Origin of the sequence: Leptolyngbya sp. FACHB-671 (genome assembly GCF_014695745.1) — a bacterium.
In the GTDB taxonomy this organism is placed as follows: Bacteria; Cyanobacteriota; Cyanobacteriia; order Elainellales; family Elainellaceae; genus JAAUTN01.
In genome coordinates this window covers 1-13,775 of record NZ_JACJOV010000164.1, presented here as the reverse complement: position 1 = coordinate 13,775, position 13,775 = coordinate 1, and the positions used below count along the sequence as shown (strand labels likewise).

The window sequence follows — 13,775 nt, the reverse complement described above, 5'->3', positions numbered from 1 at the left end:
AATCAAGCCTCCTAGCGAGTCAGGTAGGACAAACCCACCAGCACAACTATCAACCCCACTGTCGTCAAGGCAAAGTGAAACAGAGATGTGCCCCGCTTCCTAACCATGTTTCGCATGGCTAGCTTGACGTAGCTAGGTTTGGGTTCGGTAGGCTGGACTGCGGGTTCGGTAGGCTGGGTTGCAGCTTCAGCAGGCTGCACAGTGGGCGTTTCTGCCTCTGCTGGGGCTGAAGCAACCTGAGATTCTGGAATGGAAGGGGAATCGCTCATATTACACCGTACTTTCCTGCAACATTTGATTTTCCTGACGCAAACAGGCTTCGATGAATGGGTCAAGGTCGCCGTCCATGACATCGGCGATCGCTGCCGTCTCAGTGCCCGTCCGCAAGTCTTTCACCATCTGGTAGGGATGGAAGACATAGTTGCGAATCTGATTACCCCAAGCGGCTTCGACCATGTCCCCACGAATGTCGGCAATCTCTTTCGCGCGTTGCTCCTGAGCAATGATCAGCAGCTTGGCTTTGAGAATAGCCATTGCCTTTTCTTTATTTTGAAGCTGCGATCGCTCCTGGGTACAGCGCACCGCAATTCCGGTCGGTAGGTGAACGATTCGCACTGCCGTTTCTACCTTGTTGACGTTCTGACCACCTTTGCCACCCGCACGAGAAGTTGTAATCTCCAGATCCTTCTCAGGAATGTCCAGGTGTACAGAACTGTCGATAATTGGCATCACCTCTACTCCGGCAAAACTGGTTTGCCGCTTGTCGTTAGCATTGAAGGGCGAAATCCTCACCAGACGGTGAGTTCCCTTTTCCACCTTCAGGTAGCCGTAGGCATATCGCCCCTCGACTTCCAGCGTCACAGACTTGAGCCCAGCTTCGTCTCCCTCAGACAGTTCAGCCAGATGAGCCTTATAGCCATGCTTCTCAGCCCAGCGGGTGTACATTCGCAGCAGCATCTCGGCCCAATCTTGAGCGTCGGTGCCGCCAGCACCCGCATTGATCGTCAAGACCGCGCCTCGCTGGTCATAGGGTCCAGCCAGCAATTGCTGAAGTTCCCACTGATCTAGCTCCTGGCTCAAATGCGTCACGTTGTGCTGAGCCTCTTGCAGCAAAGCTTCGTCTGCCTCTAGCTCTAGCAATTCCAAAACAGCTTTTGTGTCGTCCAGGGCGGATTGCCAGTCCTGTAGCTGCTGGAGATGCGACTTGAGGTCGTTTAATTCCTGTAGAGTCTTTTGCGCTTGCGTCTGGTCATCCCAAAATTCGGGTTGGGCAGCAATTTGCTCTAAGTCCTGAATCTTTGCAGTCAGAGCCGGAACGTCAAAGATAGTCCTGGGTTTTACCCAGGCGCTCAGATAACACTTCTACGTTCCGCTTAATATCTAAAGCCTCTATCATAAGATCCCTAGGAAATAGCGAAATCCTTTCGCTGTGTTGTTTAGAGACTATTTTATCACAGACGCATAAGTTGTCTCTTGTCCCTCAGTTCCTGGTTGCTAAAGGCTAATTGAAGTGCTTTTCAGCCAGGAACTATAGAATCAGATCAGACTCACCGCCAAAATGTAAGCGATTCTGCGATGAAAACATTAGCTAAGTGGTCTATTGATGACTATCACCGCATGGTCGAAGCGGGTATTTTGCAAGGCCGCCATGTGGAATTGTTAGCAGGCGAAATCGTTGAGATGAGTCCAGAAACTCCGATTCACTACACCACAGCCAAACGAGGCGCAAAATATTTAGAGGAATTGCTCTCAGGTAAAGCGGATGTTCGCTTCAATGGCCCGATTACCTTGCCTGACTCAGAACCCGAACCGGACATTGCAATTGTTCGGCTTCCAGAATCAACTTACCGCGATCGCCACCCTGCTCCTCCAGATATCTTTTGGGTTGTAGAAGTTGCTCAGACGAGTTTGAAGAAGGATTTAGAGATTAAGTCTGCGATTTATGCAATGGCTGAGATTTTAGAATACTGGGTTTTAGATTTATCCACTAAGCAGGTGATTGTATTCAGGAATCCTCAAGCAGGTCGTTATGTCGAAGAATTCACTATGGGTGAAGGAGTAATTGCACCACTATCTTTTGAGAACGTTTTAGTGTCTGTCAAAAGGTTAGTGTCATGAGATAACCCTCCTCAGATAAACAGGCGAACACCAGTGAAATTTCTGCTTACGGACGCACGATTATTTAAATGCGATCGCCCTTTTGTAGAACGGTATTATCCTGCTAGATATCGTATTCGTGGAATAGATGAAGCTACTTCACCCAGTTAAGACCCTGTTGGACTGGCTACCAGACCTAAAGCGGGAAGTTTGGCTTTTGGCAGCAGGTCAACTGCTGCTGTTCATTGGGCATGGCTTTACCCTGGTCTACACCTCCATCTATTTCGTCAACACGTTAGGCTTCTCCCCCACCCAGGTTGGACTGGCGCTAGGAAGCGGAGGTATTTCCGGTACTTTAGGGCGATTTTGGGCGGGTAATGCAATTGATTCTGAGGGATTGGGGCGGCGAGGCACTTTGCTGATTGCAGCGGTCATTGCTGCACTAGGTAGCTTTTCTTTAGCCTTTGCCAGTACCTTTCCCCTGCTGGTCGTAGGGAACCTGCTGCTGGGCTTAGGCATTAGCCTCTACTGGCCTGCGACTCTCTCTATCACGACAGACCTGACTCCGGACGAACATCGCACTGAAGCGATCGCCCTCACTCGGCTAGCAGACAATCTTGGGCTGGGATTGGGGGCATTGTTAGCAGGACAATATCTGGCAATGGAAGGGAGTTATGGAGCACTCTTCATCTGCAAAGGATTAGCCTACCTGGTGTTTGGCGGAGTGGTCGCCTGGACGATTGCTGAAACTCGTCAGCCTCACACAGCTTCTCTCAATGTGCTGCAAAGCTGGGGTCAGGCGTTGCGCGATCGCCGTTTGCTCACCTATCTTGCTGCCAATGTGTTCTTCACCACCTATGCGGCTCAACTGAGCAGCACGCTGCCTTTGTATCTGGCAAACTTTGTGCCCTGGGGCAATACCGAGACGGGCTTTTCTGAAGCATTCATCAGCTATTTCTTTGTTTGGCACGCCCTGCTGAAAATTGTGCTGCAATTACCGGTGACCCGCTGGCTGCGGTCAGTTCCTTATGTCCCAATTTTGTTCGGGTCGCTCGTGTTGTGGGCTGCCGGATTTTTCTTGATATGGCTGGTGGGGCTAGGAACCCTCAATCCACTGATACTAATCTTGCTGTCCCTTGCCTGCATTGCGATCGCAGAGGTACTCTATGCACCTTCAGCATCGGCTTTGGTAGGAGAATTGGCTCCTGTGACATTGCGGGGTATCTACTTTGCTCTGGAGTCTCAGTGCTGGGCGATCGGTTATTTGGTAGGTCCTATCTTGGGTGGATGGGCTTTGGATCATCCTGTTTGGTTAGGCACCAACTTTTGGTTAGCTCTAGTTCTCACTTCTGTCATTTCGGGTTTGTTCTTGTTGCTATTGCGATCGCAGTTAACCAGCAGTGAGCCTGCTCAGGAAGCTACACCCTCTAGCAGTTCCTAGGAAACTATAAAAAGACCTAGCGCTATGGCTAGGTCAGAACGTCATTAATCCCTCAATAATCGCTTGATTTCTCAAACTTGAACTTGTTTTACGCGGTTGGAGTTGTAATCACCTCATCAAAGGCAACGCCGCGATAGATGAGATGCAGTATTTGCTTAACAGCAGGTAGTTTTGCCGGATAATGAAACTTGATGACTGAACCTCTATATTGTCCAGTGACAGGTACATCAACAACATCAACGTGTGTAGAAGCTGCGTTGTAACGAACGCCACGATAAACTAGTTGCATGTGTTTCGCCTCTTTTGTGTAGCGGTGGGTGGAGGCGCGTTCCTTCAGGAGTAAACCCTTACTTCCGTCTTCAAACTCGAATGAAGTGATTTGAAGATGAACGATTTCTATACTTATTAATGTATCGGAGCCGTCCATCTTATTCATCCTCCAACCGGGTGATCTACTGGAGTTCGCTTATGCAGAAGTGGAAGCTACTGGCTGAGAAGACTGCTGCAAAAGGGTAACTATCGCTTCAGCTACTCCTGCTGCTGAAGCTGGATTTTGCCCTGTTACGAGGCGACCACTGACTACCGTTTTTGCTTGGAAATTTGGTGCTTTCTCAACTGTTGCACCCCGCTCGGTTAGCTTTTCTTCTAATAGAAATGGCACCACTTCAGTTAAACCAACGGCTTCTTCTTCTTCATTGGTGAAGCCTGATACAACTTTTCCATTCACTAAATAGCTGCCGTCTGAGAGTTGAATATTGACCAGTCCGGCGGGACCGTGGCAAACCGCACCCACTACACCACCCTGCTCATAGATGCTTGTCGCAATTTGAGCGAGTTTGGCATCTTCAGGGAAATCCCACATGGTTCCGTGGCCACCTGCGTAGAAGATAGCAGCATACTCTGATGGATTCACCTGAGTGGGATTCAGAGTGTTCTCCACTTGCGCCATTTTTTCAGGACTGTCGAGAAATGCAGCGTTGAGTGGGTCATTGAGATCAATGCCAGTCATTGGGGCTTTTCCACCTTTGGGGCTGACATACTCAACCGTCAAACCTTCCCGATCGAATACATCTACGGGATGGCTAACCTCTGGTAAATAAAACCCAGTTTCTTGACCTGTGTTACCGAGGGTGTCGTGGCTAGTCAGAACAATTAGAACTTTCTGAGACATGGTGTGGACTCCAATGAAATAGGGATGGTCAGCAACTCTTTGAATGTTTCTTTGCCTGACAATTTCCATCCTAAAAGCAACCTATCTAAAATACAAATAATGATTATTGGGCATATCTATAATTAGATTTATGGTTAACCTGGAGTGGTATCGCAGCTTTGTAGCAGTGTATCGGGTAGGAACGGTATCGGGTGCAGCTGAAGTTTTACACCTGACGCAGCCAGCAGTGAGTCAACATGTGGCAGCCCTGGAGTCAACTTTAGGTACACCGTTATTTCAACGAATGCCGCGACGTATGTTGCCGACTGAGTCAGGAAAGCGACTGTATACTCGTGTCGTTACCGCGATCGAAACGTTAGAAGCAATTCCAACCAAGACAGCTTCGGCCGATGCGCCGCTGTTGATTCGCCTAGGAACGCCGATGGAGTTTTTTAGTGAGTATGTGTTGTCTCGTTTGCCAAAACAGAATGAGACTCTATTTGCTATTCAATTTGGATTGGTGCAAGACCTAATTGAGCAACTGTTGGCGAATCAAATTGACTGTGCGATCGCCACTCAAAAAGTTCCAAAACCAGAATTGGAATATCAGCTTTTGTTTGAAGAGAACTTTTGGTTAGTCGGACCACCGGGTATGACGATTCCGCTGTCTCAGGATGTGATACAGGCAGATTTAATGGCTCTGGAACAATGGCTCAGGACGCAATTCTGGATTGCATACAGTGAAGAGCTGCCCATTATTCGGCGGTTTTGGCGGGTCATTTTTGGTCGGCGGCTGGATGTGAACCCGCAGTTAGTGATTCCTGATTTACGCAGCATTCGAGGGGCGATCGCTCAGGGACTTGGCTGCAGCGTGTTACCTGATTATTTATGTGCAGATTGGATTGATAACCAGCATTTAACCCTGATCCTCAAACCAGTCAAAGCGGTGACAAACTCAATCTGGCTAGCCTATCGCAAGTCAGAGCGACAATCACAACAGGTGACGTTACTTCTAGATTTGATGGGAGTGCAGCGTTGAAGTGGAGTGCTATTCCCTTCAAGAAAGTTATTTTCTGCCAATTGAAGCGCGTGCTTTTCGGCTCACAGGTACACACATTGGTGTCCCGGTCATAGGATCAGGCACAATTTGACTCTCTATCCCAAAAACCTCTGCGACCATTGTTTCGGTCATCACTAGATTGGGAGTTCCTTGGGCGTAAAGGTGTCCCTGTCGCATCACGATCAGCTCATCCGCATAACGGCAGGCTTGATTTAAGTCATGCAATACCATGACGATGGTGCGTCCCTGCGTCTGGTTCAAGTCATACAACAAGTCCAACACCTCGATTTGATGCGCTAGATCCAGAAATGTTGTGGGTTCATCTAATAACAAGATTTCTGTGTTTTGGGCTAGCGCCATTGCAATCCAGGCACGTTGCCGCTGCCCACCCGAAAGGCTATCCAAAGGGCGATCGCCCAGTTCTGCAATTCCCGTAATTGCCAATGCCTGTTCTGTGAACTGCTCGTCTTCCCGCGACCACTGCTGCAACCAACTCTGATGAGGATAGCGTCCCTGTGCCACCAGTTCTCGCACCGTCAGCCCTTCGGGAGCGACTGGACTCTGAGGCAGCATTCCTAATCGTTTTGCAATTTCTTTGGTGGAATGTTTGGCGACCCCTTGCGGATATCCCTTCGAGATCGCGACTCCATCTAGATACACCGTTCCGCTCTGAGGCTTAAGCAATCGGGCTAAACCCTTGAGTAAAGTTGATTTACCACAGCCATTGGGACCAACCAGAGCCGTGATTTTACCTGCGGAAATTGCCAGGTTTAAATGATTAACAATTAGGGTTTTGTCGTAAGCCAACGACAGTTTACGGGCTGATAGGGCAGGTTCAAGAGACAGATTGGAGTTCATGCGTTGCAGTTTTGAGGGTGAGAGAAATACTAGATTTATGGCACTATTGATTGCGATCGCGATAGAGCAAATACAAAAAGTAGGGCGCACCTACGGCAGCCGTAATCACACCACAGGGGATCTCAATCGGGGCAAACAGCGATCGCCCCAGCAAATCTGCCAGTGCCACAATCAAACCACCCACTAAAGCCGCCGTTGGCAGCAGTCCTTCATGGGATGTACCGACTAGCTGACGGGCTAAATGGGGGGATATCAGTCCGACAAAGCCGATGGTGCCTGCTGTCGCAACACTGGCCCCGGCTAAAGCAACACTGGTGATTAACAAAAAACCGCGTTGCCATTCCACACGACTGCCTAAGCCTCGTGCCACATCATCTCCTAAATTCAGCGTGTTTAACTCACGGGCACTTAGAAATGACAGAGGAACAAATATGAGTAGCCAGGGTAGCAATGCCTGAATGTGCTCCCAGGTGCGTCCATATACGCTTCCGGCTAACCATACTAACGCCTGACTGACATCATAAATATTGCCAAAGGTAATCATCAAACTAGTGAGCGCAGAAGCGATCGCCCCGATTCCTACACCAACTAAAATCAATCGAATTGGTGAACTCCCACCATTCCAGGACAGCCAATACACCAGTAAGGCAGCGATTAATGCTCCTGTAAAAGCAGCAATCGGTAAGAAGAGGGTTGGAATTGATGGGAATAGCACAATCAGAGAAACAGCTGCTAGCCCTGCCCCAGCTTCCACGCCCACAATCTCAGGAGCCGCTAAGGGGTTGCGCGTCAGTCCTTGCAGGATGGTTCCAGCGATCGCCAGTCCTATTCCGACCAGAAATGCAGCTACGATTCGCGGTAATCGGAGCGTGTTGATTACAAAACCATAGTCAGAATTGTCTGTCTGCCATCCCAATATGGTTCTGATCACATCAATTGGCGAGATAGGATACTCTCCATAGCCGACGCTAACGACCAGCACAGCCAAAGCAGCGATCGCCAGAGCCAGCAACAGCCAAGGCACCCGCCGATCGAGCTGAAAGGAGAGAGGAAAGTGGTAGAGACGAATGGTCAACCAGTTTCTAGTCACAAATCAATGTTTAGAAAGGCTTTCCTATCGTACTACTGCATGGAAGCTGTTGCAAATGATTCTCAGATGCATTACTTTTCAATCAAGTTGAATGTTTTAGTCAGTTTTAACTGTCTTTAGCGATTAGCCCGGAATTGATTCTAGGGCGGGTGATCGGGTAATAGATGAGACCGATGTAAGATTTTAGTCTTTGGCGCTGCAGATTTGACGAACGATTTTCGTTGAGGGCACAGCAATGCCGTGCCCCTACAGGGGGCGACCCGGATGTTAGAAATTTCCCAATCATTCTCAACTTGTGCAATGCCCGGTCTTTAGTTATCTGCACAAGTATCGGGCAGAGCGATTTCTGGATCTATTAAGAATGAGTTTCAATTAAGTTCAACTAAAAACTTATGTGAGCGATCGCTGTCGTCGTTAATTTCTGAAGTAATCAAGAATAACGATTGATCTGGTTACAAAAGAGTATGCATCTCTGTAAAGTGTGTTGGCAACAGCGTAACGCACCAAGAAGCTAACTGAAGCAGCATTTCCAGGCTTTGCATGGAAATGCTGCAAGAAACTAACCGTTTACCTGATTTATCCTTCGTCCGCCGAGAACGGTTGCCTCAACGAATTGATCAGAATGCTAATTTTGCTCCCGACCCGACCGCCTAGGTGTTGTCAAAGGGAGACGATGTTTCTCAGGTAACCGCAAGATTCTGCAATATCAGCGATCGGGTTGCCATAGTGCAATAAACACAAAAGCGGATAGTTATGTGTTGAGAGAACTATTATAAAGAGCAGCTACAAGAAATAAGGCTAAACAGTAATGGGGAATGAAACGGCGTGGTGGGTTTTTGCTTTACTTTCCGCCTTTTTTGCAGCACTAACTACGATTTTCGCCAAAATTGGAGTTGAAAACATTAACTCCAACTTAGCAACTGCAATCCGCACAGTTGTGATTTTGGCGATCGCCTGGGGAATTGTCTGGGCAAACGGTCAGTTCCAAGGGTTGTTCACGATCTCATCCAAAACTTTGCTATTTCTGGTGTTATCTGGAGCAGCAACCGGGCTATCGTGGCTTTGCTACTTCAGAGCGCTACAGCTTGGCAATGCTTCTTTAGTCGCGCCAGTAGATAAGTCTGGATTAATTTTGGTGCTATTGCTGTCTGTTCTATTTTTGGGTGAGCCATTGACGCTGAAGATCATTGTCGGAACCCTGTTGGTACTGGCAGGAACATTAGTGCTGGTTGTGTAACGAGTGCTGATTGTGTAACGGGTCAGCGCTATATCTCATCCACTGGCTGGAACTTCTACAATACTGGTTGACTGCAATACCTCTGGAAATTGCGGCATTGCTGATTTGATATATGAATTGTCTGGGGGCGTTTCGCGAAACGCCCCCACAGATGGAATCGATACCCGTGAATCATACCTGGATTCAGTAATGCCGAAATTGTTTCCAAGGGATATCTCCTGTAGCGCTGTTGAGATAGAACTTGCCATTCCTAGCAGGTTGCTAAGTATCAGGAGGAAATGCGAATCTCTAAAGTGCTGTTCTTATCAATATCTCTCTTCTCTCTATGCTTAAGCCTGTAATTCTTTTGCTCATTTCCAATGTTTTTATGACATTTGCCTGGTACGGTCACTTAAAGGATCTGAAAACGGCTCCCCTGTGGATTGCGATCGCTTCAAGCTGGGCGATCGCCTTTTTTGAATACTGCTTTCAGGTTCCTGCTAACCGTGCAGGCATTCAATGTTTCAGCCTGCCTCAGCTTAAAGTATTGCAGGAAGTAATTACGATGCTTGTGTTTGCCGGGTTTAGTGTGAGTTATATGAAAGTGCCTGTAACCCGCAACTATTTTTTGGCAGCAATGCTGCTTGCAGGTGCCGCCTATTTAATTTTCAGTGAAAAGCCACAGAACTAGTGAGTTGGAGACAAATCCGCTGCTGAAGTTTTGTGTATTCGATTTTGAAGAGAATCATTTGGCTTATCGCTTTGCTTGCGATCGCGCTAAATAGATAAAAAATGGTGCACCGAGGAGAGCCATCATAATTCCTACTGGCAATTCTTGGGGCTTAATGATGAGACGAGCCACCAGATCTGCGATTAGTAATAAAACGGCACCCCATACTGCTGCATACGGTAATATCCAACGGTAATCGACACCCACCCAAAAGCGAACGATATGAGGAATCACTAAACCTACGAATCCGATTGGCCCGGCTAGAGCAACCGCGCTACCAGCCAGCAAAACAACCGTGATGATGGCGATCGCCTTTACCCATGCTGTGTTAAGCCCTAACCCTCTAGCAACATCCTCGCCTAACGTCAGAGTAGTAATTTGTTTACCCAAACTAAAGGCAATGATTAAACCGATTGAAACATAGGGGAGAACTTGCAGCAGGACATTGAAGTCACGTCCAGCGACCGATCCGGCTAGCCAAAAGCGCACTTCATCCAAAGTGCGTCGATCGAGGATCAGAATTCCAGTCATTAAAGCAGATAAAAGATAGTCGAGCACTGCGCCTGCTAGAACAAGTTTGAGGGGAGACAGTCCGCCCCTCCCTGCCGACCCTAAGCTGTAAACTGCGACTGCGGCGATCGCTGCTCCCGTAAAAGCAAACCAGGTATAGGTCTCAATGGATGTAGTCCCGATAAGAAAAGTCGCTGCAACAACTGCAAGAGCTGCCCCAGCACTGATTCCTAAAATTCTTGGTTCTGCTAGTGGGTTTCGCGTCAAACCTTGCATGAGCGCTCCGGCTACTGCCAGTGCTGCGCCAACCAGCAGTGCAATTAGAGCGCGTGGCAATCTCAGTGTTGTGATAATGAGATGATTGGTTGAACCATCAAATGCAGTCAAGGCTTGCCAAACGGTGCTCAGATTAATATCTGCTGCTCCAAACGTGATGCTTAAGAGGAGACAAACAAACAGTAATAGAATACTTACACCCAAACCTACGACTTGTAGAATAGGCGATCGCTTTTTAGAGACAGTTGCTAAAGGTGCTGAAGCCACGTCAAGTAATAGCTAGGAGTGATGAGTTTGATGCAACCAGTTCAGCCATAATGTTTATCAGGGACGACGAGTCGAGATCCCTAATTGCACACCTTCTACCGATCGCAATTGATCCATTACAGCAATCACCTGACCATGCTCAACCTTTTCGTCAGCGTTGATCACGACTAATCGCTCTTGGTTGCCAACCAGTGTTTCGACTTGCTCTGCTAACTCTTCAACTTGGATAGGTTGGCGATCGAGAAACACATCTCCCTTATCATCAACCGTTACCGTAATCTTGCTCTCTTGTTGAGATTCGGCTGTTTGCGCTTGCGGCAGATTAACCGGCAGTCCTTCAGACTTCGTTAGGAACAACGACGACATGATAAAAAATGTCAGGATGGCAAAAACCACATCAATCATCGGCACGATGTTGATGATAGGAAGATCATCGGGCTCTTCAGGAATATTCATGGCAATCAATTCATCACTTTCGACACAGCGCTAAATCCTTCATGGCGGCTTAGATGCAAAACTTCAAGCTGGCTGCCAAACTCTTGGATCGCAGCAACCTGTCGGCGATAGAATCCTTGAAACAAACTGGCGAAGAACAAGGCAAATAAAGCCACAATTAACCCTGATGCCGTGGACACTAATGCCTCACTAATGCCTCCCGTTACTTGTAGGGCGCTCTCACTACCTCCACCCCCGAGATCCAAAGCAGCAAAGGATTGAATTAACCCTAGAACGGTGCCTAACAACCCTAACAGAGGGGCTGCAGTAATAATCATGTCAAAAATAGAGTTGAATCGCCGGAGCATCGGCAGTTCAGCTTGCGTTGCCCCTTCTAGGGTGAGACGAAAAGCATGGGGAGGAAAGTGATCGACTTCTAAAGCTTCCAGAAAAATTCTGGCAATGGGCAAATCTGAATTGTGCTTAAGCTTTAACAATGCTGCGTCAAAATCATGCTGGTAAGTTCGCAGCACGTCCCGCGCTATTCGTCGTTGGCGACGATTTACTCGAAACCAGAAAACAAGACGTTCCAGGATGAGGGCGACCGCCACAATCGAGAATCCCAGCAAGGGATACATGACGATGCCACCTGCAATAAACAGTTCAACAATTAGCATTTTGTGTTCACACAGCAATAGAGCCAACTTTGTGAGTTAGCTAATTAACCTGAGAGCAGTTGAAATCGTTATTGACAACTCTTCTCAAAAGAAGAGTAAATCCTGCGATACTCAATGTCAAGCACTGGCAATATAGAAATAATTGTTTCGAGATAAATTTCGTTCAATGCCATTGCTGAAGCTGATTGAGAGACCAGGATCTCCCGTTAGAGCGGGGTTTGAAACCTGAAGCGAAAAGTAGGCTAACTCAAATAAACTGATTGACAGCGTTGCAGTTGAATTTTAGGATGGGCAAATCAGATAGTAATGATTTGCAATAGATTTTGCAATCGCTAACTTTGCAATCACTATTCGCGGGTAGGATGGATGGCATCAAATACCGTTGCTCAACAGCGTGAACAACAGGAAAAGACTCTCAAGCGATTCATCGTTTATAGTCTTGCGGGGTCACTCACTCTGCATGTGATTGGACTGTTCCTGAAAGTCGATAATTTCTGGAAACCAGCTCAGGCAGCACAAGAAGAAATCACTATTGTTGTGACCGAGCCTGCCGAGGAAGAAGTCGTAGAGACAATTCCGTTAGAAGAGCAGAGTGAAGCGATCGCTGAGTCAGAATTCGCAGCGTCTGGTGGCGGCGGCGGTGGCGCAGGAGCCGCAACGATCCTAGAAGCCCCTCCAGCCTCTGCAATTCCGCCTGAGGAGCCCACTGCTGAAGAGGAACCAGAACCTACCCCTACGCCAATCGCTGAAGATATTGAAGAACCCGTTGAAGAAGAACCCGTTGAAGAGGAACTAGAAGACCCAGTCGTTGAACAGGATGAAACCGAACAGGCTGAGAACGTTGCTGAAGCAACCGAGCCACGCGACCTGAGTAACCTCCTGGGAGATTTGCGGCAGGCTCGTGAGCAGGCAAGACGAACTGCAAATAGCGGATCTAATACGGGTAACCCGCTTGGAAATATTTTTGGGGGAGGTGATGGCTCCTCAACTACGGCAGTTGGTCCTGGTCGAGGAACGGGCTCGGGCACTGGAATAGGCTCGGGAACAGGCTCGGGCACTGGCTCAGGAACAGGCTCGGGCACTGGCTCAGGCACTGGTTCGGGAACGGGTTCTGGAGAGAGCGATCGCTCCCGTCGAAGTGGCGGCTCTCGTGAGGTTAGTTGCCAAGGCTGTGAGTTTGACTATCCAGAGAGTGCTGACGGGGCAGAAGGATCGGCCCAGGTAGTGGTTGAAACTGACGACCAGGGAAGAGTTGTCTCGGTAACACTCTCCCGCTCTAGTGGCAATGCCGAACTTGACCGCGCCGCTATAGAACAAGCACGACGGCGAGTCCGATTGAGCAATACTAGAGCGGGAGAAAGCTACCCTCTGGATATTGAATTTGTGCAGCCAAATTCTGAAGCGGCGCAACGGGCAGAGGAAAGGGGCGATCGCCGCAGTATCACGGTTTCCGACCCAGAGCCAGAGCCTACCGAGGCTGCTGAAACGAATCCCACTACAACCCCTGAATCGGCAAGCAGCCCATCCCCAGAGCCGGAACCTTCTCCAGGTGAGGAACCTTCTTCAGCCGAGGAACCTTCTACCCCAGAACCGGAATCTTCTAGCAGTCCTGAACCAACACCAAGTCCTTCTGAAACTCCAGAACCTGAGCCAGTAGATAATTCTGATACAGCAGAACCAATAGAAGAACCAGCAGCAGAACCAGTTGCAGAACCTGCACCCGCACCTGACCCTGCACCTGCTCCCCCACCCGCACCTGCGCCTGACCCCGTACCTGCTCCCCCACCAGAACCTGACCCTGCACCTGCGCCTGACCCTGCCCCAGTTCCTTCAGAGCCATAGTGGACAGAGAATTAGGTTGTGTCGCAAAGATTTTAAAGTAACAAACGAACTGGTCTCATTCGTATTGTTTTAAGCACTCACTCCGAAGAGTTCATTGATGAATCTTGCTCCAGATACACTGTCCCC

The 13,775-nt window shown here is 48.6% G+C and carries 15 protein-coding genes and 1 riboswitch; of the genes, 6 read left to right on the top strand and 9 right to left on the bottom strand.

The window, feature by feature from the left end:
* Positions 1-11 precede the first annotated feature (11 nt).
* Positions 12-269, bottom strand: a complete 258-nt coding sequence (locus H6F93_RS30840) for a DUF3285 domain-containing protein (RefSeq protein WP_190689528.1) — start codon at positions 267-269, stop codon at positions 12-14.
* Position 270: 1 nt separating this feature from the next.
* A protein-coding gene (gene prfB, locus H6F93_RS30835) for a peptide chain release factor 2 (RefSeq protein WP_199314225.1) occupies positions 271-1,396 on the bottom strand; the annotation gives its coding sequence in 2 pieces (ribosomal slippage) (positions 271-1,320 and positions 1,322-1,396; 1,125 coding nt in all).
* 179 nt (positions 1,397-1,575) lie between these two features.
* Here prfB and H6F93_RS30830 point away from each other — a divergent pair.
* Both H6F93_RS30830 and H6F93_RS30825 read left to right on the top strand, forming a co-directional pair.
* Complete coding sequence (locus tag H6F93_RS30830) at positions 1,576-2,118, top strand: Uma2 family endonuclease (protein WP_190689525.1); 543 nt, start codon at positions 1,576-1,578, stop codon at positions 2,116-2,118.
* A 127-nt stretch (positions 2,119-2,245) separates the two neighbouring features.
* The gene (locus tag H6F93_RS30825; protein WP_190689521.1) at positions 2,246-3,538 is read left to right on the top strand and encodes an MFS transporter; all 1,293 of its coding nucleotides are present in this window, start codon (positions 2,246-2,248) and stop codon (positions 3,536-3,538) included.
* 88 nt (positions 3,539-3,626) lie between these two features.
* Here H6F93_RS30825 and H6F93_RS34385 read toward each other — a convergent pair whose 3' ends face one another.
* Complete coding sequence (locus tag H6F93_RS34385) at positions 3,627-3,827, bottom strand: DUF4278 domain-containing protein (protein ID WP_242043710.1); 201 nt, start codon at positions 3,825-3,827, stop codon at positions 3,627-3,629.
* Between the two features lie 33 nt (positions 3,828-3,860).
* A riboswitch (Glutamine riboswitch) is annotated at positions 3,861-3,932 on the bottom strand.
* A gap of 72 nt (positions 3,933-4,004) precedes the next feature.
* A complete protein-coding gene (locus H6F93_RS30815; RefSeq protein WP_190642465.1) occupies positions 4,005-4,709 on the bottom strand; it encodes a type 1 glutamine amidotransferase domain-containing protein in 705 nt (234 codons plus the stop codon).
* A gap of 130 nt (positions 4,710-4,839) precedes the next feature.
* Between H6F93_RS30815 and H6F93_RS30810 the strand changes: the two genes are divergently transcribed.
* On the top strand, positions 4,840-5,727 hold the full coding sequence (locus H6F93_RS30810; RefSeq protein WP_190689515.1) for a LysR family transcriptional regulator: 888 nt from the start codon (positions 4,840-4,842) through the stop codon (positions 5,725-5,727).
* Between the two features lie 27 nt (positions 5,728-5,754).
* Here the strand turns inward: H6F93_RS30810 and H6F93_RS30805 are convergent, their stop codons facing one another.
* Complete coding sequence (locus H6F93_RS30805) at positions 5,755-6,606, bottom strand: ABC transporter ATP-binding protein (RefSeq protein ID WP_190689512.1); 852 nt, start codon at positions 6,604-6,606, stop codon at positions 5,755-5,757.
* Between the two features lie 43 nt (positions 6,607-6,649).
* A complete protein-coding gene (locus tag H6F93_RS30800; protein WP_190642468.1) occupies positions 6,650-7,696 on the bottom strand; it encodes an iron chelate uptake ABC transporter family permease subunit in 1,047 nt (348 codons plus the stop codon).
* 808 nt (positions 7,697-8,504) lie between these two features.
* On the opposite strand from H6F93_RS30800, the gene H6F93_RS30795 reads away from it, so the two are divergent.
* Positions 8,505-8,933, top strand: coding sequence for an EamA family transporter (locus H6F93_RS30795; RefSeq protein WP_190642469.1), 429 nt, complete (start codon positions 8,505-8,507; stop codon positions 8,931-8,933).
* A gap of 325 nt (positions 8,934-9,258) precedes the next feature.
* Positions 9,259-9,603: a DMT family protein gene (locus H6F93_RS30790; RefSeq protein WP_190642470.1), complete on the top strand. Its 345-nt coding sequence runs from the start codon at positions 9,259-9,261 to the stop codon at positions 9,601-9,603.
* 63 nt (positions 9,604-9,666) lie between these two features.
* Here H6F93_RS30790 and H6F93_RS30785 read toward each other — a convergent pair whose 3' ends face one another.
* From H6F93_RS30785 to H6F93_RS30775, 3 genes are read right to left on the bottom strand one after another with little or no spacing between them, the layout of a single operon-like run.
* Positions 9,667-10,695, bottom strand: a complete 1,029-nt coding sequence (locus tag H6F93_RS30785; RefSeq protein ID WP_190689509.1) for an iron chelate uptake ABC transporter family permease subunit — start codon at positions 10,693-10,695, stop codon at positions 9,667-9,669.
* A 57-nt stretch (positions 10,696-10,752) separates the two neighbouring features.
* The gene (locus tag H6F93_RS30780; protein WP_190689506.1) at positions 10,753-11,151 is read right to left on the bottom strand and encodes an ExbD/TolR family protein; all 399 of its coding nucleotides are present in this window, start codon (positions 11,149-11,151) and stop codon (positions 10,753-10,755) included.
* 5 nt (positions 11,152-11,156) lie between these two features.
* The gene (locus H6F93_RS30775; protein ID WP_190689502.1) at positions 11,157-11,807 is read right to left on the bottom strand and encodes a MotA/TolQ/ExbB proton channel family protein; all 651 of its coding nucleotides are present in this window, start codon (positions 11,805-11,807) and stop codon (positions 11,157-11,159) included.
* 366 nt (positions 11,808-12,173) lie between these two features.
* Here H6F93_RS30775 and H6F93_RS30770 point away from each other — a divergent pair, with 366 nt between their 5' ends.
* Positions 12,174-13,649, top strand: a complete 1,476-nt coding sequence (locus tag H6F93_RS30770) for an energy transducer TonB (RefSeq protein WP_190689498.1) — start codon at positions 12,174-12,176, stop codon at positions 13,647-13,649.
* The last annotated feature ends 126 nt before the right edge of the window (positions 13,650-13,775 follow it).